This window comes from Collinsella aerofaciens, from assembly GCF_015558785.1.
Classification (GTDB): domain Bacteria; phylum Actinomycetota; class Coriobacteriia; order Coriobacteriales; family Coriobacteriaceae; genus Collinsella; species Collinsella aerofaciens_P.
The window spans coordinates 1-20,688 of the sequence record NZ_JADMOP010000020.1 but is presented as its reverse complement, the minus strand read 5'-3'; the positions used below and the strand labels follow the sequence as shown (position 1 = coordinate 20,688).

Sequence of the window (20,688 nt, the reverse complement as noted above, 5' to 3'; positions counted from 1 at the left end):
GTGCTGACAGATAGGTCGATTCGGCGGGAGAGACTGCTCCCGCCGACTTTTTCTTTTTACTAGAGGAAGGGCTTACGATGAAAAACGTTCTGTGCTTTGGCGACAGCAATACCTACGGCTATGATCCGGCGGGCATGCGCGACGGCACCGCGGTACGCTATGCGCGGGATGTGCGCTGGTGTGGCGTGGCCCAACGTGACTTAGGCGAGGGCTGGCATGTAATTGAAGAAGGCCTCAACGGCCGCACGACGGTACGCGACGACATGTGCCATCTGGACACCAATCTTAACGGCATTCGCGCGCTTCCGATGATGCTCGAGGCCCATAAGCCGCTGGACGCCATTGTGATCATGCTGGGCACCAACGACTGCAAGACGGTCTTTAACGTGACGGCTGCCGATATCGCTCGTGGCGCCATGGCGCTGATTCGCGCCGTCCGCGCGTTTCCGTGGACCGACGCTGCGCCTTGTCCGCGCATTCTGCTGATGGCGCCTATCAAGATTAAGCCGCAGATCGCCGACGTATATATGACCGATTTTGACGAGCATTCCGTAGAAGCCTCGGAACATTTTGGTGAGTACTACGCGCATGTGGCTGAGCAGTTTGGCTGCGACTTTTTGAATGCCGCCGACTTTGCCGAGCCGGGCGATATCGACTATCTGCATATGATGCCCGAAAGCCATGAGAGCCTGGGTCACGCCGTGGCAGCCAAGCTCCAAGAGATGCTCGGAGAGTAGCGCGACCCCAAACCACCGCAAAGGGGGCGGGCGCCTTTGCGGTGGCTTGGACTGCGAATCTTAATACTGCCACATGTGGTTGACGGGGCCGGAACCTTTGCCCATGTTCAGGCCGGCGGCCAGAGCGCCTGTCAGGTATGCCTTGCCTGCGTTGACGGCGTCGGCAAGATCCATGCCCTGGGCCAGCGCGCAGGCGATGGCGGACGAGAGCGTGCAACCGGTGCCATGCGTGTTGCCGGTCTCGATGCGCTTGTGGCGGAACCACGTGGTGAGCGGATCGCCCAGGTGGTTGCCCTCGTCATCGAGCGGCGCGGGCTCTGCTAGCACATCGTTGGCCTCGTTGACAAAATGCCCGCCCTTAACGAGAGACGCGCAGCCAAAGCGGCGGGTGAGAAGCATGGCGGCATTTTGCTGAGTGCGCTCGGAATCGACCTCATAATCGAGCAACGCCATGGCATCGGGAATATTGGGCGTGATAACCGTCGCTAGCGGGAACAGGCGGCGGGTGAGCGCCTCGGCGGCATCTTCGGCAATCAGCCGTGCGCCCGAGGTGGCTACCATGACGGGGTCGACTACCACGTTTGTCGCGTTCCAGGCGCTCAGGCGGTCGGCGATAACATCGATAATCTCGACAGAAGAAACCATGCCGATCTTGACGGCGCTGGGGCGGATATCGTCAAAAACGGCGTCAATTTGCGCGGCTACGATATCTGGTGAGATATCCTGCACGGCGGTGACGCCCAGTGTGTTTTGCGCTGTGATGGCGGTGATGGCCGTCTCGGCATACAGGCGGTGCGCCGTGATGGTCTTGATGTCGGCCTGAATGCCGGCGCCACCGCTGGAATCGGATCCCGCGATGGACAGGACGGTAGGTACCTTACTACGATCCATGTTCGCTCCCTTGTTCGGTCGGAATCAAATGGGTCTTTAAGCCAGCATTATAAAGATGCCAGGGCCGACTCTATGTCGAACCCGGGCGGGCGATGCAATCTTTACGCAAATGCAAGCAAATGTTCACACGTCAACAATTGACAGGCACCAGCTCGCCGCCAGAGGCGGCCGCGGCGACAGGGTTAGTCCTCCATGCCGAGGTCGATCGTGGTGCCCTCGAAGATCTTGTTGACGGTGCGGACGGCGCACATCTTGCCACACATGGTGCAAGTGCCCTCGGTGGCGGCGGGGGACTCCTCGTAGCGCTTCTTGCCCGTAACCGGGTCGAGCGCGCACTCCCACATGGCGTCCCAGTCAAGCTTGCGGCGTGCCTGGCCCATCTTGTCGTCCATGTCGCGGGCGTGCGGCACCTTTTTGGCGATGTCGGCGGCGTGTGCGGCGATCTTGGTGGCCATGAGGCCGTCGAGCACATCCTGGGCGTTAGGCAGGCATAGGTGCTCGGCCGGCGTCACGTAGCACAGGAAGTCGGCGCCGGAACTGGCGGAGATAGCGCCGCCGATGGCAGCGGTGATGTGGTCGTAGCCCACGCCGATATCGGTCACCAGCGGCCCGAGCACATAGAACGGGGCATTGTGGCACAGGCGCTTCTGCAGTTTCATGTTGGCGGCGATCTCGTCGAGCGCCATGTGACCCGGGCCCTCGACCATGACCTGGACGCCGGCGGCCCAAGCGCGCTTGCACAGCTTGCCCAGCTCGATCATCTCAGCGGTCTCGGTGGCGTCGTTGGAGTCGTAGAGGCAGCCCGGGCGGCAGGAGTCGCCGAGCGAAATCGTCACGTCGTACTCGTGGCAAATCTCGAGCAACTCGTCGTAGAACTCATAGAATGGGTTCTCGTTACCGGTGACCTCCATCCAGCCAAACAGCAGTGAGCCGCCACGGCTCACGATGTTCATCAGGCGGCCGGTCTCCTTAAAGGTCTTGGTGACCGACTTGTTTATGCCGCAGTGGATGGTCATAAAGTCCACGCCGTCCTCGGCATGCGCGCGCACGACTTCGAACAGGTCGTCCTTGGTGAGCTTGACCAGCGGCTTTTCCATGTAGCCGATGGCGTCGTACATGGGGACGGTGCCTACCATGAGCGGTGTCTCGTCGATGAGCTGCTGGCGGAACTGGCGCGTCTTGCCCGAGTTGGAGAGGTCCATGATGGCGTCGGCGCCAAAGTCCTCGGCGATCTTGACCTTCTTCCATTCCTCGGCGGCATCGGCCTTGTCGCCCGAGATGCCCAGGTTGACGTTGACCTTGGTGGAAAGGCCCTCGCCGACGCCAAAGGCGCGCATGCCCTTTTTGATGTGCACGATGTTGGCGGGAATGGCGATGCGGCCGTCGGCCACGCGCTCGCGGATGTACTCGGGGTCGCGATGCTCGCGCTCGGCGACCTCCTTCATCTGCGGTGTGATCTGCCCGGCGCGGGCGAAGTCGATTTGCGTGACGAGCTTGGGCTCGGTCTGTGTGCTCATTGGCACGGCTCCCTTCGTTGGCATTACCCATATCAGGTTTGCGGGTCAGGGCGGGCGCGCCCAATCTCAGCCTGCCGTCTTGTCCTGCAAGCTCCCCGTTTATGTAATGGGCTCAAGTATAGCTCGAATGGGTACGATTGGCCTAACGAGCGTGCCTGTGGGGAGGCGTACATGGAAGACAAGCATCTATATCGAGAGACGCAATGGGATGTATCGGCCGAGGAAAGCCGTGCGCACCATGGGTTGGTTGCGATTGGTTTTGCGGTGCTTGCCGTGCTGGTGATTGCCTTTTGTATTTGGACGTTCGGCGGTCCTGGCGGCGCTACCTGGGGGTTTGAAGCCGACGAGGGCCTGCCGATTATGACCATGAAAGTTTCTGGTGGCAACACGGTTGCCGCACCGGGCGACTATTGGTATCCGCGCGACGAGTTTGTGCAGCTGCAGCTGAGCGGCGGGTCTATTCCGGGCGAAGAAATCGAACGCGTGACGTTTGATGCGACGCTCAAAACGCTGACGGTGAAGCTCAAAGATCAAGGGGACGTGCCCACGACCATGGACATTGCGCTGACGGAATGGCGCTTGGAGCCCCCGGCGGGCGCTGCGGTATCCGAGGTGGAGCACGTTAAGATTACCTACCAAGATGGCTCGACGAGCGAGATTGCAAAGGCCGATGGCTTGGCGGAGTAATGGGGTGTTTGGAAACGGCGGGCCTATTGTGCCTGCGCGTTCATGAAAACCAGGGTGTTTTTGTCTGAAAGCTCGGGGATGTGCCGATAGCCGATGTTGAATGCGGTGAGTTCGCTTGCATCCTCGAGCTTGTTTTCTGCCATCCACCGCACCATGGAGCCGCGCGCCTTTTTGCTGGCGGTCGACCGTTGGATGGGCTTCCCGTTGCGGATGCCCTCGCCAAAGAGGCATGTGACGGCCGTGGCGTCGTCCGCGAGGTGGGGCAGAACGGCTTTGGCATACTCTACGCTGGCGAGGTTGACGATCGTGGTGTTTGAGCCTGCCGGGGCGATAGCCCGCGCGAGCTTGTCGCTCCAAAACGCGTAGAGGTCTTGGGCATCGTCAACGGCGAGCTTCGCGCCCATTTCCAGCCGATACGGTTCGACGGCATGGAAGGGACGAACGCACCCGTAGAGGCCGGAGAGGATCCACAGATGGTCTTGCAGCCATGCGAGCTGCGTTGAATCCATCACCTCGGATGCCATGCTCTGGTATTGAATGCCGCGATAGGACATGACGGCAGGGGAGAGGTGGCGAGCGAGTGCGGGATTGTCGAGATCGCCGCTTTTCAGGATGGGCCCGAACTCATGCAGGGTGTTGAGGCAAGGCCCCAGCAGTTTGTCACTCACGTTCCACAGCGCCTGCAGGCCGCCGCTGCCTTCATTCCGCTCGATATCTAGCAGTGCGCGGTGGAGGCGAGCCGTCTCGCGCACAAAGGGTGGGATGCCCAGGACTTCAAAAGCATCTTGGGCCGCGCGCATCTGCTTGGCGGGCGAAATGATGACCTGCAGCATGGACTCTCCTCTGCCAAAAAAGTTGCGGTGGAATACGGTCTGTTTTGGCCGTTTATGGGCCAGTTTAGTCCGTATTTCACCGCAACTGATGAAGGGTTGGTTAGGCTCGCTCGATGAAGGCCTTGTAACCGCGATATGCCTCGTAGATGTCGGCCTTGTTGGCGACCTCCCACAGGGCGTGCATGGACAGGACGGCAACGCCGGAGTCGATGACGTTCATGCCGTACTTGGCCATGATGTAGGCGATGGTGCCGCCGCCACCAGCGTTGACGCGGCCGAGCTCGCAGGTCTGGAAGTCCACGCCGGCCTCGTCCATGATGTCGCGGACGAGGGCCACATACTCGGCGTCGGCGTCGTTAGAGCCGCCCTTGCCGCGGCTGCCCGTGTACTTGTTAAAGCACAGGCCGCGACCCATGAAGGCGGCGTTCTTGGTCTCGAACTTGCCGGCATAGCCCGGGTCGAAGCCGGCGGACACGTCGGAGGAGAGCATACGGCTGCGGGCGAGCGCGCGGCGCAGAGCCAGCGGGCTGTCCTCGCCGGCGAGCATCATGATCTCGGCGACGGTGTTCTCGAAGAAGCGACTCGTCATGCCGGTGGCACCCACGGAACCGATCTCCTCCTTGTCGACGATGAGCGTGATGCTCGTGCGCTCCACGTTGGCGACGTCGATCTGGGCGAGCATGGAGGGGTAGGCACAGACGCGGTCGTCGTGGCCATAGCCCAAAATCATGGAGCGGTCGAGGCCCATGTCGCGGGCGGGGCCGGCGGGCACGACCTCGATCTCGGCGGAGAGGAAGTCCTCCTCCTCGACGTCGTACTGCTCCTTAAGGATGTCCAGGAACATTTGCTTGACGGGCTCCTTGGGGGCGTCCTTGTCGTCCTCATCGAACTTGACGGGACGGCCGCCCACGATCACGTCGAGGATCTCGGCGTCGACGGCGTCCTTGGCAGGCTTAGACATCTGCTCGCTCGAGAGATGGATCAGCAGGTCGGAGATGGTAAAGACCGGGTCGTCGGCCTTGTCGCCGATATTGATGTCGACGGTGGTACCGTCCTTTTTGCAGATGACGCCCACGAGTGCGAGCGGGGAGGCCACCCAGTGGTAGCTCTTGACGCCGCCGTAGTAGTGCGTGTCGAGATAAGCCATGTCGCCGGCCTCGAAGGCGGGGTTCTGCTTAAGGTCTAGGCGCGGCGAGTCCACGTGGGCGCCCAGGATGTTAAAGCCCTGCTCGAGCGGGGCGTTGCCCAGGTTGACGAGCATGAGGTCCTTGCCGTGATTGGCGGCGTACACCTTGTCGCCTGCCTTGAGCTCGCGGCCTTCGGCGATCACGGTCTCCAGGTCGACGTATCCCGCCTCCTCGGCCATCTTGATGCCGGTCTTGACGCACAGGCGCTCGGTCTTGTTCTCGCTCAAAAACTGCTTATAGCCGCGGCAAAGCTCCTCGAGCTCCTCGACTTGCTGTGGCGTGTACTTTTTCCATGCGCAGGGACGCTCCATGACGCAGGCTCCTTTCGGATCGATCGTGCTGGTTGATGTACCGTGAGCCATCGTATCACGCGCGGGCTCACGGTGGCGGGGGAGCTTGATGTGAGGTGGCCGCGGGGCGGGGAGCGTGTAAACTGGAGTGAGCAAACCGTGCCCAGCCTAAAGCGAGGTATTCAATATGTCTGACAAGCGCCGCACCTTTGCCGTTATCGACGGCAACTCGCTCATGCATCGCGCCTTCCACGCCGTGCCGCCGACTATGAACGCGCCGGACGGTCGCCCCACCAACGCGATCTTCGGCTTCCTGAACATGTTTCTTAAGATGATCGATGCCTTTAACCCCGACGGCGTGGTCGTGGCGTTTGATAAGGGCAAGCCGCGCGTGCGCATGGAGATGCTGCCGCAGTATAAGGCGCAGCGCCCGCCCATGGACCCCGATCTGCATGCGCAGTTCCCTATGATCAAGGAGCTGCTCGGTGCGCTCAACGTGCCGATTCTGCAGTCTGAGGGCTGGGAAGGCGACGATATCCTGGGAACCATGGCGCGCCTGGGTGAGGAGGCCGGCTGCGACATGCTGCTGGTGACCGGTGATCGCGATATGTATCAGCTCGTGACCGAGCACGTCAACGTGGTCTCGACCCGCAAGGGCCTGTCCGACGTGGCGATCATGACGCCCGAGAGCGTGGACGATCTGTATCACGGCATCACGCCGGCGCTCGTGCCCGACTTTTATGGTCTGAAGGGCGACACGTCCGATAACATCCCCGGCGTGCCGGGCATCGGCCCCAAAAAGGCGAGCGCGCTCATTGCGCAGTACGGTAGCCTGGACGAGGTCATCGCGCATGCCGACGAGGTCAAGGGCAAGATGGGCGAAAACCTGCGCGCACACATCGACGATGCTCTGCTGAGCCGCAAGGTCGCGACCATCCGCACCGATGCGCCCGTTGAACTCGATTTTGAGGCGACGTCCTTCCCGGCGTATTCTGCCGATGAGGTTTCCGCGGCACTGGGTACGCTCGGCATCACCGCCATGCAGAACCGTTTCTTGGCGCTGATCGGTGACGAGGGTGGCGCTGCTGCCGCTGCTAGAACGTTTGAGATGCCCACGATTGAGCGCACCGCTGCCGGCGATGCCGAGGCGCTTGCTGACGTGGCGTCCGAGGTTTCGCGTGCGATCGAGGCGGGCGAGTGGGTCGCCACCGTGGTGGACTATGACAAGGAAGAGGGCGCGCTCTTTGGACTGACGCGCACGCTGTGGTTGGCGACGTCCAAGGGCCTCTTCGCGCTCGAGGAGGGCGACAGCTGCGCGGCGGCTGAGGTTGAGGGCTTCAACTTCGTCCACGGCGTGATTGCTGGCGTGCTCGCGCGTCTGTTTATGGAGGGTCGCGTGGCGAGCCCGGATATGAAGGTGCTGTTGCACGAGCTTTCGCCCATCGATTCTTCTGAGCCCGAGCTCATGGATCCGCTGGCAGTCGATTCTACGCGCATCTTCGATACCGTGGTTGCCGCCTACCTGCTGGATTCCGACCGCTCCGAGTTCGATGAGGCATATCTTGCCGATACGTATCTGCAGATGGCGCTGCCTGCGGCGCGCGGCGCAGAGGGTGCCGGCGAGGACGCTCCGGCACCTGCCGCCCGTACTGCGGCTCTGACGCTGGCGCTCGTGGCGCCGTTGCGCGAGTGCATGGCCCGCGAGAACGCCGCCAACGTGTTCGATGGCATCGAGATGCCGCTCGTTCCGGTACTTGCCAAGATGGAGCGCGCGGGCATGCTCGTGGACCCCGAGCGCCTGCACAGTCTGTCCGAGGGTCTGGCGACCCAGATTGCCGAGGTCGAGCGCAGCATTCGCGACCTGGCGGGTGATGAGACGTTTAACATCGGTAGTCCCATGCAGCTGTCGCACGTGCTCTTTGATGTGATGGGGCTTCCGACCAAGGGCCTCAAGAAGACTAAGCGCGGCTATTATTCGACCAATGCCAAGGTGTTGAGCGATCTTGCCCGCGACCACGAGATCGTGCGCCTGATTTTGGACTGGCGTGAGAAGTCCAAGATCAAGTCAACCTATCTGGACACGCTGGGCCCGCTGCGCCGTGGTGACGGTCGTGTGCACACCACGTACAACCAGACCATCACGGCAACGGGGCGTCTGTCCTCGAGCGACCCGAACCTGCAGAACATCCCGACGCGCTCGGAGCTGGGCCGCACCGTCAAAACGGCGTTTTCGGCAGGCGAGGGAAGCGTCTTTTTGGCGGTGGACTACTCGCAGATCGAGCTGCGTCTGCTGGCGCATCTTTCGGGTGACGAGCACCTGGTGCGCGCCTTTAACGAGGGCGAGGACTTCCACGCCGAGACGGCCGCGCGTGTGTTTGGCGTTCCCGTGTCCGAGGTAACGCCCGATTTGCGTAGCCGCGCCAAGGCCGTGAACTTTGGCATCGTGTACGGCCAGCAGGCCTACGGTCTGTCGCAGTCGCTGCATATCTCGATGGCCGAGGCGCGCGACATGATCGACCGCTACTACGAGGCCTATCCGGGCGTGCGCACGTTCCTCGACAACGTGGTGGCGCGTGCTAAGCAGACGGGCTACGCCGAGACCATGTATGGCCGCAGACGCCATATTCCCGAGCTCAAGGCCAAAAACCCGCAACTCCGCGGCTTTGGCGAGCGCACGGCCATGAACCATCCCATGCAGGGCACCGCAGCAGACATCATCAAGATCGCCATGGCCCGCGTAAGCCGTCGCCTGGAAGAAGAAGGCTTTGCCGCCCACATGATCCTGCAGGTACACGACGAACTGGACTTTGAGTGCCCCGTCGACGAAGTCGAGCGCCTAACCACCATGGTCCGCGACGTCATGGAACACGTAGTAGACCTCCGCGTCCCCCTAATCGCCGAAGCCAGCACCGGCATAACCTGGGCCGATGCCAAATAGGGAAGTGCCCACAACCCTAAAGTAACCAAACCAGAAGGGGGCTCCTTGCCAACAAGGAGCCCCCTTCATTCCAAAAAATCAGCCAAGTATCTAGACGCCAAGACGCCATCTAGGCGGCAAGCAAGTAAACCTAGGACCTGGCCGGGCGACGCGGGTAAGTTTTTCGTAGATTCCGCACGAGCCGAAGAGCACTGAATGTGCTCTTCGAGCGAGCCCAGGACCTGACCGAACGAAAAACTTACCCGCGTCGCCCGGCCAGGTCCGACGAGCCACGTTAACGAGCCGCCAAGATGGCGTCGATGAGCGTCAGTACGCCCCCGTCGTTGTTGCTCGGAATGCGCCACTTGGCATGCGCGTTCATGTGCTCCTCGGCGTTGTCCACGATAAAGCTGTGACCGACGCGCTCGAGCATGGGGATGTCGTTGTAGGTGTCGCCCACGGCGGCGGCGTCGGCAATATCGATGCCCAGGTGCTCGCACAGGTGAGCGACGCCGGCGCCCTTGTCGACGCCCAGGTTCATAAAGTCGATCCACTCGCGCCCAGCGTTGGTGACGTAGAGCTTGTCCGAGAACTCGGGGCTATAGGTCTCGCGGAAAGCGGGCTCGGCGTCGTAGCCGGGGAAGAAGACCGAAATCTTGTTGGACTCGAAATCAATGCCCTCAAAGCTGTCGACGTAGTTGATTGTGTTGTAGTAGACGCTGATCTCGTCGTGGTATTGATGGTCGCGGGCAAGCACGTAGAACTCGTCGAAGCAGCACAGGACGGGGACAGCGCGAGGATCCTCCGAGGCACGGTTCAAGACCTGCTGATACAGCTCCACGTCAATATTGCTCTTATAGATATAGCCGTCGCGATAGATCACGCAAGCTCCGTTGTCGGGACAAAAGGCGAGGCGGTTCTTGATGCCCTCGAACATCTCCTCGAGCTTGGGGGCGGGACGTCCGCTGGCGGGGCAGAATACGATGCCGGCGTCGGCGAGCTTGTCCAGGCGCTCATCAAGACCCTGGGGCAGCACACGCTCGTCGGTTAGCAGCGTCTTGTCCATATCGACGGCGAGAATCTTAATGTTGCCGATGTTGGCGTCCGATTCGTAAGTTTGCATAAAAATGCGCCTTTCGTTTCGAGATTGTTTCAGACGTTATAACCATCAACTAGTAGTCGAGCGTATTTTCGCAGGAATGGTGCGTATTTGCATCACGCTTCACAAAGTAATGAAAAAACTTTTCAGAAATTTGAATTTGTCGCTTGTGCTGCGGGCACTTTAGCGTAATATAGCGACCATCGAAAACGGAGACGGAAAAACAACCGCTTACCGAGGAAAAGGTACCGTTTACGATATTAGAATTGCGCCCGGCGATAGGTGAAAGGAGAGGCAGATGCAGTTCGTAACGATCATCACCACTGCAGACAATGCCATCCGACGCCAGCGCGCAATTTCCCGACGACGATAGCAATCGTCTCTGTCCGCATGGGGCGAATTGCCTCAACAGAGTCATTTTGAGGTCGTTGGGTTTTAGCACGACATTGCTGCATGTTTCTAGGGCATGTATGTGCTGATTTTTGCTATTTAACCTGATATTGCACGGTTTTTGACCTCAAGGTGACTTGCAACTGACCGATGTTCTAACTAGCTACCAAGGGCGAAAGGAAACAGCCATGAGCAAGGAAAAAGTCGTTCTCGCATATTCCGGTGGTCTTGATACATCCGTATGTGTCAAATGGCTCCAGGACGAGAAGAATCTCGATGTCGTTTGTGTCTGCGGCAACGTGGGCCAGGAAGAGACCGGACTGGATGCCAAGAAGCAGAAGGCGCTCGACCTGGGCGTTCTCGATTGCCAGGTGCTCGACCTGCGCGACGAGTTCTCTGATGAGTTCCTGACTAAGGCCATCGCAGCAAACTCCATGTACGAGAACAAGTATCCGCTGCTCTCCGCCCTGTCTCGCCCGCTGCTTGCCAAGAAGCTTGTTGAGGTCGCCCACGAGTTTGGCGCTACCTACGTCGCCCACGGCTGCACCGGCAAGGGTAACGACCAGGTCCGTTTTGAGGCCGCCGTAAAGGCCCTCGACCCCGAGCTCAAGGTTGTCGCCCCGGTTCGCGAGTGGGACCTGAAGTGCCGTCCCGACGAGGTCGCCTATGCCCACGCCCACAACGTGCCGGTTCCCGAGGGTGCCAACGACAACCCCTACTCCATCGACGACAACCTGTGGGGTCGTGCCATTGAGTGCGGCCACCTGGAGGATCCCTGGAACGAGCCGCTCGATGACGCTTGGGTTATGACTAAGAACCCCGAGGACACGCCGGACACCCCGACCTACACCGAGATTGAGTTTGAGGCCGGCAAGCCCGTCGCCGTCGACGGCAAGAAGATGAAGCTCTCCGAGATTGTCATCTCCCTCAACAAGATCTCCGGCGACAATGGCTTTGGCCGTCTCGATCTGGTCGAGGATCGCCTGGTGGGCCTTAAGAGCCGCGAGTGCTACGAGGTTCCCGGCGCCCTGACGCTCATCACCGCCCACAAGGCGCTCGAGGACATTTGCGTCGAGGGCGACCTGCTCAAGACCAAGATCAAGCTCGAGCAGGATTGGGCCACCGCCGTGTACAACGGCCAGTGGTACAGCCCGCTCAAAAACGCGCTCGACGCCTTTATGGCCGACACCCAGAAGTTCGTGACCGGCACCGTCCGTCTGAAGTTCTTTAAGGGCAACTGCCATGTCGTCGGCCGCAAGAGCCCGTTTAGCCTGTATGACTACGGTCTGGCTACCTACGACCGCGACACTACGTTTGACGAGAAGGCCAGCGCCGGCTTTATCGAGATCGATACGCTGTCACTCAAGACGTGGGCAAAGGTCCAGGGCCCCAGCTCTGCTGCCGCCCAGGCCTAGCGCCTCCTTCCCTTGGTATCCGCGCGGCCCATCCGCGTGATACATAACGGGCGCACGGGGTCCCTACCTTTCGTTATGCTTGCTGACACTTCTTAACATCGGTGGCCCCTACGTTCCGCCCGCATATATGATGCCGCGACTGTGGCTGAGTCCGAGCCCCGCCGGGGTTCTCCGGCGGGGCTCCTTCTATCAATTTGGCGGCTCTGCGCCTATATATATGAGGAGTATCCATTATGTTCAATGCTATCGCGCATGCTTTACTTGCCCTCGCGCCCGAGTTCGATGCTGCAAGGGTCGAGGACGTCCCTATGAGCCTGAAGGCCTGGATCGATGGTTCGCAGGGCAACATCCGGAGGGAGACGTTGGGCGCCAAGTGCATGGCGCGTCACTTCTTTGCAAATTAGCTACATGGCTCCGCACACGGTGGGGAATGTGTAAAACTAGCGGTTGAAAAATCGCTTTAGCGATATGGCGCATTGCTTTGGGCGCTTGTTTTGGTATTTGGAGAAAGGGGACGGTTCCATGGCTCTTTGGGGCGGTCGTTTTGAGGCAGGCGTGGCCGAGGTCACGCAGGAGTTTGGCGCGTCGCTGCCGGCCGACAAACATCTCTATAAGCAGGATATCGCAGGCTCTAAGGCGCATGCCAAAATGCTGGCGGCCCAGGGCATCATCAGTGCCGAGGACGAGCAGGCGATTGCCAAGGGCCTGACCGGAATCGAACAGGATATCGATGCCGGCAACTTCACCTTCGACATCAACGACGAAGACATTCATATGTCCATCGAGAGCGAGCTGACGCGTCGCATCGGCGAGGCCGGTAAGCGCTTGCATACCGGACGTTCGCGCAACGACCAGGTGGCGACCGACACGCGCCTGGGCGTCAAGGCGCTGGCCAAGGAGCTCATGGAGGCCAATCTTGAGCTGCGCCATGTGCTGGTGGATGCGGCTAAGAAGTACGACAAGGTGATTCTGCCGGGTTACACGCATATGCAGCACGCTCAGCCCGTGCTGCTCTCGCATCATCTGCTGGCGTATTCCTGGATGTTCGCGCGCGACTTTACACGCTTGAAGGCCGCCTTTGATGCCGCCGACAACTGCCCGCTGGGTGCTGCCGCGCTTGCCGGTACGAGCTATCCGCTCGATCGCCAGATGACGGCTGCCGAACTTGGCTTTGCGGGCGTGATTCCTAACTCACTCGATGCTGTTTCCGACCGTGATTTCCTGCTCGATCTGCATTACGCTGGCTCCGTCATGGCCATGCACCTGTCGCGTCTTTCCGAGGAGATCGTGCTGTGGTCGAGCTCCGAATTTGGCTTTATCACGCTTTCAGACTCCTACTCCACCGGCTCGTCCATCATGCCGCAGAAGAAGAATCCCGACTTTGCCGAGCTTATTCGCGGCAAGAGCGGCCGTGTCTATGGCAACCTGGTGCAGCTGCTCGTGACCATGAAGGGCCTGCCGCTTGCTTATAACAAGGACTTGCAGGAGGACAAGGAGGGCGCGCTCGATACCGCCCATACGCTCTTGCAGTGCCTGTCGGTTATGGCCGGAATGATTTCGACTTGGACCGTCAACGAGGATGCCATGGCGCGCGAGTGCGGCGTGGGGCACCTTGCCGCTACCGATGTTGCCGATTACCTGGCCAAGCGTGGCCTGCCGTTCCGCGAGGCACATGCCGTGGTGGGGCATCTGGTTCTGATGTGTGAGAAGCGCGGCTGCAATCTTGAGGACCTGCCGTTTGAGGTGTTCCAGGAGGCAAGCCCGCTCTTTGAGCACGACATTACCGAGGCGCTCGACATCCCGTCGATTGTCGCCGCGCGCACGACCGAGGGCGGCACCGCCCCTGCCGCCGTTGCCGTGCAGCTGCAGCGTGCCGAGGCGCAGCTCGTGGTCGATGAAGGTGTGTTTGGATCGCTAACCAAGGTCGTCGAGATGGGTCACGGGGCAAAGTAGAGGTTTGGCTGAAGACGTATTGTCCATTTATTGATAAATCGTTTTCGCTTTACGGGCGCCTGCTGATGTGGGAGCCCGTATTTTGTTGCTATGGGGGAGGGGCTTGTCGAGAACTTCTGTAGGACCTTTGGGCAGGTTGTGAAGGGGATACGTTCGCGGGCGGCAACCGACCGCCTGCTCTGTTCGGCGCGGTTGATGGGCGGTCGGATGGTACTCTAATCGGGCTTCGAAACAGAAGTGACACATATGGAGCGCTTTAATAAATTGCAACGTTTCAATAAACAGCTTTTTGTTTAACTGCAGCTAAAACTCTGTTACGATGCAGTCCAGGCGGGTGCCGGAATGGGACTTGGGCACGCGCGAACCTACTTGAAAGGCTACTTTTATGGCTATCGAGAAGACCTTCATCATGATTAAGCCCGACGCCGTGCGCGACCGCAAGATCGGCGAGATCGTTGCTCGCATTGAGCGCAGCGGCCTTGTTATCGAGCGCATGGAGATGACCACGCTCGAGCGCGCTACCGTCGAGGAGCACTACGCCCATCTGGCCGACAAGCCCTTCTTTGGCGGTCTCTGCGACTTTATGACGAGCGGTCCGGTCGTCAAGATGGTCGTTTCCGGTCTCTCCGCTGTTGCTAAGATGCGCACCCTCATGGGCGCTACTAATCCGCTTGACGCTGCTCCTGGTACCATCCGCGGCGACTTTGCCGTCGATGTCAACGCCAACGTGATCCACGGCTCCGACTGCCTGGAGAACGCCGAGATTGAGATCAAGCGCTTCTTTGGCTAAACCAGCTTTGACTCCTTAAAGCTGTTAGCGTGTGGCTTGGGCGCCGCGGAACTCCATCCGCGGCGCCCTTTTATTCCAAAATCTATGAAGGGGTCCGCTCGGTCATGAGTTCCGAGCGGGCCCCTGCTGTTAGCTTGTGGCACTGAGTGGTTTAGGCCTCGTCGACGACCTTGAGGCCGCGCGTGTGATCGATCTCGTTGAGGAGGTTAACGCGACGCTCGTGACGGCCGCCCTCAAACTCGGCGTCGAGCCACTCGTCGACGATCATCTTAGCGAGCTCGGAGCCCACGACACGGGCACCAAAGGCGAGCACGTTGGTGTTGTTGTGCATGCGGGAGAGCTTGGCGCTGAAGGGCTCGGAGCACACGACGGCGCGTACGCCCTCGACCTTGTTGGCAGCCAGGCTAATCCCGACACCGGTGCCACAGATGAGGATGCCCAGGTCGACGTCGCCGTTGGCAACGGCCTTACCCACCTTGTAGCCGGCGATGGGGTAGTCAAAGCTCTCGGAGGTGTCGGTGCCAAAGTTCACGACCTCGCAGCCGCGCTCCTTCAGGTGCTCGGAGATGATGTTCTTGAGCTCGACGGCGGCGTGGTCGTTGCCGATACCAATCTTCATGAGTGGTTCCTCTCTGGTCTGTGCGGCGCAAATGCTAAAGGTTTTACCGCGTTCGACTGCATGATAGCGCGACTTTTGCGTAAACGCTCGGGCGTTTTTTGGTCAAACGCTTTAGCATGCAACAAGACCGGCTTCTCATGAATGAATGCTGTCAGTTTGTGCTTGAGCGCCGTCCGCCGGAACCATGGTTGCAGTTTTTGATGCATTGTTATCAAATAAAGGAGCTAACTATTTTTGAGAGCCAAGCCCGTTATGCAAGCAGGAGATACCTATGCCTACCGATTCCCTTCGTGATGCCGCGTTTTGCGATGTTTTGAACCGCGAGCTTGTCTGTGCACTCGGCTGCACCGAGCCCATTGCCGTTGCCTATGCAGCAGCGCTGGCGAGCCAGACGCTCGGTTACGAGCCCGATCATATGGATGTTGCCTGCTCGGGCAACATCATCAAGAACGTTAAGAGCGTGACCGTGCCCAACTCGGGCGGTATGCACGGTATTGAAGCCGCGGCCGTGCTGGGTGCCGTGGGCGGCGACGCCAAAAGCGCGCTCGAGGTGCTCGAGAGCGTTAACGATGAAGACCGTGCTCGCGTGGCCGAGCTCCTCGCCGACGCCGACTACTGCGATGTATCGCTTGTCGAGGGTGTGCCCAACCTCTACATCAAGGTGACTGCCACGGCCGGGGGCCATACCGCGGTCGTCGAGATTACCGATCACCACACTAATGTCACGTGCCATACGCTCGACGGTATTCCGGTATGCGGTAAGTCGGCGGGGGAGTGCGCCGCCTGCGCCGAGCGCGTGGTGGCCGAGCGTGCGGCAGATAACGCCGACACGCCCATGTCGATCGAGACCATCATCGACTTTATCGAGGACGGTGACATTGAGGACGCCCGCGCTGCCGTTGAGCGTCAGATTGAGCTGAATGGCGCGATCAGTGCCGAGGGTCTCGCGCACGCTTGGGGCGCCGAGGTGGGCCGTACGCTGCTGGGTGCTCGTGCCGATGACGTCGCCTGCCGCGCCCGTGCCCGTGCGGCCGCCGGGTCCGACGCCCGCATGAACGGTTGCGCGCTGCCGGTCGCCATTGTGTGTGGCTCGGGCAATCAGGGCATTACCTGCGCATTGCCCGTCATGGAGTATGCCGAGTACCTGCGTTGCGACCACGAGCGCCTGGTGCGCGCCGTGATGCTGTCCGATCTTATCGCCGTGCATATCAAGAGCTATATTGGTGCGCTTTCGGCGTTTTGCGGTGCTATTTGCGCTGCGTGCGGCGCCGGCGCTGCGATTACCTGGCTGTGCGGTGGCACGCGCGAACAGATTGGCGCGACCGTCTCGAACACGCTCGGTAACGTGGGCGGCATCGTGTGCGACGGCGCCAAGGCGAGCTGTGCCGCCAAGATCTCGGCTGCCGTCGATGCGGCGATTCTGGGCCATGATATGGCCATGCAGGGTCGCGGCTTCCGCGCCGGCGAGGGCCTGATCCAAGATACCGTTGAGCAGACAATCGCCAGTATGGGCTACGTAGGCCGCGTGGGCATGAAGGACACCGACATCGAGATCCTCAACATCATGATCGGCAAAACCCAGGTGTGCTAGTTACGCGGTTTTACCAAACCGCGTAACCAGTCGACGCTGCAAATGCCCCTAAGCGGCAATCTGCCTTTCAATCGTCGGGCATGGCCAGAAGGCCTATGCCCTCCTCTTTCAAGGCACATTGCTCGCTTAGGGGCATTTTCGCTGACTTGTGCTCAACCTGCGGCGATATTTGGTTTGGAGCGAGGGGTCCTACGACAGTTCGTCGGCTACTTGGTGTTCGTAGAAGGCTTCGATTACGGCGTTAAAGTCGCGGGCGAAGTCTTCCATGGTTCCGCGCCAGGTGGCTCGGCCGGGTTTTCCCTGGCCAACATAGGCAGTTTGAATGCCGCAGGCGGGACTGGGGAAGTCGCGCTTGGGATCGTTGCCCACCATAAGGACCTCGTGTGGCTCGAGCCCCATCACCTGAAGCTGCTCTAGATAGTAGGTGGCATCGGGCTTGCAGCGGGTGGCGTTTCCCATGTGCGTCACGAGTTCAAAGGGGGCGTCGGCCAGGTCGCCCCAACCCATGCGGCACTCGATGGCCCCCTGGGGAAAGCTGGGGTTGGTAAAGAGCGCGCAGCGCAGCCCTGCGTCCTGTACGGCCTGGAGCGCGGCGTGTGCGCCCGGCATGGCGTGGGCGTTAATGATATCGTCGTTCTTGTACGGAAGAACTTCGCGGTCATAGTAGGTAAACGCCTCGTAGATGAGGGGATCGGAGAGGCAGATCCCGCATCGGCGCTCGACCTCTTCTTGGTAAAACTCAAGATTGGTGCGGTTGTCCGTGCCGCTGCGGCGATTGGCGTTGAGGTCGACCAGGATGGTGCCGAGGCGCGCCATCGTGCCACCGCGGCTGCGGCGCCCGATATCCGCGAGCATCGAAGAGACATCCTTAAAATAGCGAAGGATGAACGCGTTGAGGTTGATGCTGAGAAGCGTTTCGTCCATATCGAAAACGACTGCTTTGAGCACGCGGGCACCTTTCTCGAAAAATCGATCTAGAATCGTTGGCTCCGGATACTTTACCCCAAAGCCGAATGCCTGGCTGGTTATCGTCAAGTTGCGGAGACGTGTGTTCATAAGATTACGAAAAAGTCTCCACACGAGTAAAAAATCGCAGTTCACGCTTGAAATCGAACTCATTTCCCCGTAACCTATACGAACGTGATTGCATAAGCGTCACATTAGTATCTGTCGGCTCCCGAGTGTTCCTAAACGTTGTGTGCTTGTCGCACCCTTCTGTAGGTCCTAGCAATCGGGGCCCCGTAGTTCGAAAGGGGTCCACCTTTGAGTGAGATTCAGAACTCGTCCATTTTCTCTCTTGACGATGTCAACGAGGAGGAGATGAACAACCTCATCGACGGTACGATTACCGACTTTGATGAGGGCGATCTCGTTAACGGCACTGTCGTTAAGATCGAGCATGACGAGGTGCTCGTTGACATCGGATTCAAGTCCGAGGGCGTTATCCCGGTCCGCGAGCTGTCCATCCGCAAGGACGCTAACCCTGCAGACATCGTTGCACTCGGTGATCCCATCGAGGCTCTGGTACTCCAGAAGGAGGACAAGGACGGTCGTCTGGTCCTGTCCAAGAAGCGTGCCGAGTACGAGCGTGCTTGGAACCGCATCGAGGAGAAGTTCAACTCCGGCGAGAACGTCGAGGGCGAGGTTATCGAGGTTGTCAAGGGCGGCCTGATCCTCGACATCGGCCTGCGTGGCTTCCTGCCCGCCTCCCTCGTCGACCTCCGTCGCGTCAAGGACCTCACCTCCTACATGGGCACCCGCATCGAGGCCCGCGTCATCGAGATGGACCGCAACCGCAACAACGTCGTCCTCTCCCGTCGCGTCGTGCTCGAGGAGTCCCGTAAGGCCGAGCGCTCCGAGATCCTGTCCAAGCTCAAGTCTGGCATGCGTCTCCAGGGCACCGTTTCCTCCATCGTCGACTTCGGCGCCTTCGTCGACCTCGGTGGTATCGACGGCCTCATCCACATTTCCGAGCTCTCCTGGAACCACGTCAACCATCCTTCCGAGGTTGTCAAGGTCGGCCAGGAGGTCGAGGTCGAGGTTCTCGACGTCGATCTCAACCGCGAGCGCATCTCCCTGGGTCTCAAGCAGACCACCGAGGATCCGTGGCGCGCACTGGTCAAGAAGTACCCCGTCGGCGCTATCGTCGAGGGCACTGTGACCAAGCTTGTCCCGTTTGGCGCTTTCGTCGACCTGGGCGAGGGCATCGAGGGCCTGGTGCACATCTCCGAGATGGCCAACAAGCACGTCGACCAGCCTTCTCAGGTCACCCACGTGGGCGACAAGGTTCAGGTCAAGGTCATGGAGATCGACCTCGACCGTCGTCGTATCTCTCTGTCCATGAAGTCCGCTGCTGAGACTCTGGGCGTCGAGATCGAGGTTACCCCGCTTCCTTCCGAGAAGAAGGACGAGGAGACCGACGCCGAGTAAATCGGTTTGACGATCACTTGTTTTAAGGGATCCGTCCGCAATGGACGGGTCCCTTTTTGCTTTCGCTGCTGATGCACGCGATGCTACCCGGGCTGTCCACAGGCTATTGGGTTGTCGGTGAATGAAAAAATGCCGACATCCCGCCTCGGGGAGGAGGCGGGAACGCACCGAGTAGACGGAGGGGTGCGGAGCGCGGTCGCGTCTCGACTGACGACATTGCCCATCGACAACCCAATTGTACTGCATGGCGTGGTTCTTGGTTTATCGTGTCGAACGCTTGTGTTGTGCCATTGCCTGCGGCAACGGTGTGCTACACTCTTGCACTGCTGAGTGGGCCAGACGGTCGCGCGATGTGCTGTTTGCAGTACGCGTGAGGAAAGTCCGGGCTCCAGAGGGCGGGATGCCGGCTAACGGCCGGGCGGAGTGATCCGACGGAAAGCGCCGCAGAAAAGAAGACTCCCACCTGCGCCGCAAGGCGTAAAGGGAAAAGCTGAAACGGTGGTGTAAGAGACCACCAGCGTCGTGGCAACACGGCGGCTTGGCAAGCCCCATCCGGAGCAAGCGCGAATAGGAACGCTATGGGCCGGCCCGGTCCGCGTTCGGGTAGCGTGCGTGGAGCTGCACGGTAACGTGCAGACAAGATAAATGACCGTTCACGACAGAACCCGGCTTATAGGCCCACTCAGCAACTATGTTGACGCTGCGACGGCGTCAGCTGGCCGATTTGGCGCTCATTCGTCGGTCGCCGCCATAAGGCGTGCTCCCTCCTCTTTCGGGCCAAATCGACTCAGCTGACGCCGTCTCGCTCATATGACCCAATCCGCTGTCAAGAGCCACAATGGCCCCGCCGACCGCCTGCAATCGGTCGGCGGGGCCTGCCGTTGAACCCGTCCCGGTCCGCCCCCGGCATGTCGTCGACGCCTTCGGCTCAGTCTCATATCCGCGGATACCGCTCCGGCGGCCCGCAATCCTCTCCTTCGGCGGGGTTCCCCAAGTCTGTCGACGCGGATGCGGCGGCCGCCGCGCGCACAGCGAGAACGGGGGTGTCCCCGAAGGCTGCCCGGCTCGCCGGGACGGGGGCTATGTCTATTCGCCGGCCTCCCGGCACATCGCGCCGAGTGCCCACAGCCACCTCACGAGTTCGGCGGCGGTGGCGGCGTTCGCCTTCGCCTGGGGCATGCCCCTGGCGAGCATCTCCTCGCGTCGCCGGAGCAGGCGCTCGGACCCCTTCCTCCCGTGCATCCTCACCTCGAGCGGGACGCCGCTGGATTGGCAACACCTATTTGGACGATTCCGGGAGGGACAGCCCCGCCTCCCTGAACTCGACCGGAGACATGTAGCC

Annotated in this window: 16 protein-coding genes and 1 other RNA gene; 10 read left to right on the top strand and 7 right to left on the bottom strand. The window is 60.3% G+C overall.

Annotated features, from left to right (window positions below):
- The first annotated feature begins 77 nt into the window (after positions 1-77).
- Complete coding sequence (locus I2G40_RS08610) at positions 78-737, top strand: SGNH/GDSL hydrolase family protein (protein WP_195544807.1); 660 nt, start codon at positions 78-80, stop codon at positions 735-737.
- 60 nt (positions 738-797) lie between these two features.
- Here I2G40_RS08610 and thiD read toward each other — a convergent pair whose 3' ends face one another.
- Both thiD and thiC read right to left on the bottom strand, forming a co-directional pair.
- A complete protein-coding gene (gene thiD, locus I2G40_RS08605; protein ID WP_195544806.1) occupies positions 798-1,628 on the bottom strand; it encodes a bifunctional hydroxymethylpyrimidine kinase/phosphomethylpyrimidine kinase in 831 nt (276 codons plus the stop codon).
- A 182-nt stretch (positions 1,629-1,810) separates the two neighbouring features.
- A complete protein-coding gene (gene thiC / locus I2G40_RS08600) occupies positions 1,811-3,145 on the bottom strand; it encodes a phosphomethylpyrimidine synthase ThiC (protein ID WP_006234165.1) in 1,335 nt (444 codons plus the stop codon).
- A gap of 171 nt (positions 3,146-3,316) precedes the next feature.
- Between thiC and I2G40_RS08595 the strand changes: the two genes are divergently transcribed.
- A complete protein-coding gene (locus I2G40_RS08595) occupies positions 3,317-3,832 on the top strand; it encodes a hypothetical protein (RefSeq protein WP_138112207.1) in 516 nt (171 codons plus the stop codon).
- Positions 3,833-3,855: 23 nt separating this feature from the next.
- On the opposite strand, the gene I2G40_RS08590 is transcribed toward I2G40_RS08595, so the two are convergent.
- Entirely contained in the window at positions 3,856-4,665 is an 810-nt protein-coding gene (locus tag I2G40_RS08590; RefSeq protein WP_195544805.1) for a YaaA family protein, read from the bottom strand.
- A gap of 100 nt (positions 4,666-4,765) precedes the next feature.
- Positions 4,766-6,163, bottom strand: coding sequence for an aminopeptidase (locus I2G40_RS08585; protein WP_195544804.1), 1,398 nt, complete (start codon positions 6,161-6,163; stop codon positions 4,766-4,768).
- Positions 6,164-6,329: 166 nt separating this feature from the next.
- Here I2G40_RS08585 and polA point away from each other — a divergent pair, with 166 nt between their 5' ends.
- Entirely contained in the window at positions 6,330-9,080 is a 2,751-nt protein-coding gene (gene polA, locus I2G40_RS08580; RefSeq protein ID WP_195544803.1) for a DNA polymerase I, read from the top strand.
- Between the two features lie 274 nt (positions 9,081-9,354).
- Here the strand turns inward: polA and I2G40_RS08575 are convergent, their stop codons facing one another.
- Positions 9,355-10,182 carry a Cof-type HAD-IIB family hydrolase gene (locus tag I2G40_RS08575; RefSeq protein ID WP_195544802.1) on the bottom strand — a complete coding sequence of 276 codons (828 nt, stop codon included), beginning with the start codon at positions 10,180-10,182 and terminating at the stop codon, positions 9,355-9,357.
- 554 nt (positions 10,183-10,736) lie between these two features.
- On the opposite strand from I2G40_RS08575, the gene I2G40_RS08570 reads away from it, so the two are divergent.
- From I2G40_RS08570 to ndk, 4 genes are all read left to right on the top strand, one after another.
- Complete coding sequence (locus tag I2G40_RS08570; protein WP_195544801.1) at positions 10,737-11,963, top strand: argininosuccinate synthase; 1,227 nt, start codon at positions 10,737-10,739, stop codon at positions 11,961-11,963.
- 233 nt (positions 11,964-12,196) lie between these two features.
- Positions 12,197-12,367 carry a hypothetical protein gene (locus I2G40_RS08565; RefSeq protein WP_158550218.1) on the top strand — a complete coding sequence of 57 codons (171 nt, stop codon included), beginning with the start codon at positions 12,197-12,199 and terminating at the stop codon, positions 12,365-12,367.
- A gap of 118 nt (positions 12,368-12,485) precedes the next feature.
- Entirely contained in the window at positions 12,486-13,916 is a 1,431-nt protein-coding gene (gene argH / locus I2G40_RS08560) for an argininosuccinate lyase (RefSeq protein ID WP_195544800.1), read from the top strand.
- Positions 13,917-14,301: 385 nt separating this feature from the next.
- Positions 14,302-14,706, top strand: coding sequence for a nucleoside-diphosphate kinase (gene ndk, locus I2G40_RS08555; RefSeq protein ID WP_006234152.1), 405 nt, complete (start codon positions 14,302-14,304; stop codon positions 14,704-14,706).
- Positions 14,707-14,857: 151 nt separating this feature from the next.
- Here ndk and rpiB read toward each other — a convergent pair whose 3' ends face one another.
- Entirely contained in the window at positions 14,858-15,325 is a 468-nt protein-coding gene (gene rpiB / locus I2G40_RS08550) for a ribose 5-phosphate isomerase B (protein ID WP_006234151.1), read from the bottom strand.
- Positions 15,326-15,596: 271 nt separating this feature from the next.
- Here rpiB and I2G40_RS08545 point away from each other — a divergent pair, with 271 nt between their 5' ends.
- A complete protein-coding gene (locus I2G40_RS08545; RefSeq protein ID WP_195544799.1) occupies positions 15,597-16,916 on the top strand; it encodes an L-cysteine desulfidase family protein in 1,320 nt (439 codons plus the stop codon).
- Between the two features lie 189 nt (positions 16,917-17,105).
- Here the strand turns inward: I2G40_RS08545 and I2G40_RS08540 are convergent, their stop codons facing one another.
- Positions 17,106-17,864, bottom strand: a complete 759-nt coding sequence (locus I2G40_RS08540; protein WP_138374463.1) for an HAD family hydrolase — start codon at positions 17,862-17,864, stop codon at positions 17,106-17,108.
- A 315-nt stretch (positions 17,865-18,179) separates the two neighbouring features.
- Here I2G40_RS08540 and rpsA point away from each other — a divergent pair, with 315 nt between their 5' ends.
- Together rpsA and rnpB are read left to right on the top strand one after the other, a co-directional pair.
- On the top strand, positions 18,180-19,346 hold the full coding sequence (gene rpsA, locus I2G40_RS08535) for a 30S ribosomal protein S1 (RefSeq protein WP_022095232.1): 1,167 nt from the start codon (positions 18,180-18,182) through the stop codon (positions 19,344-19,346).
- A 327-nt stretch (positions 19,347-19,673) separates the two neighbouring features.
- Positions 19,674-20,035: RNase P RNA component class A (gene rnpB, locus I2G40_RS08530), an RNA gene on the top strand.
- Positions 20,036-20,688 lie beyond the last annotated feature (653 nt).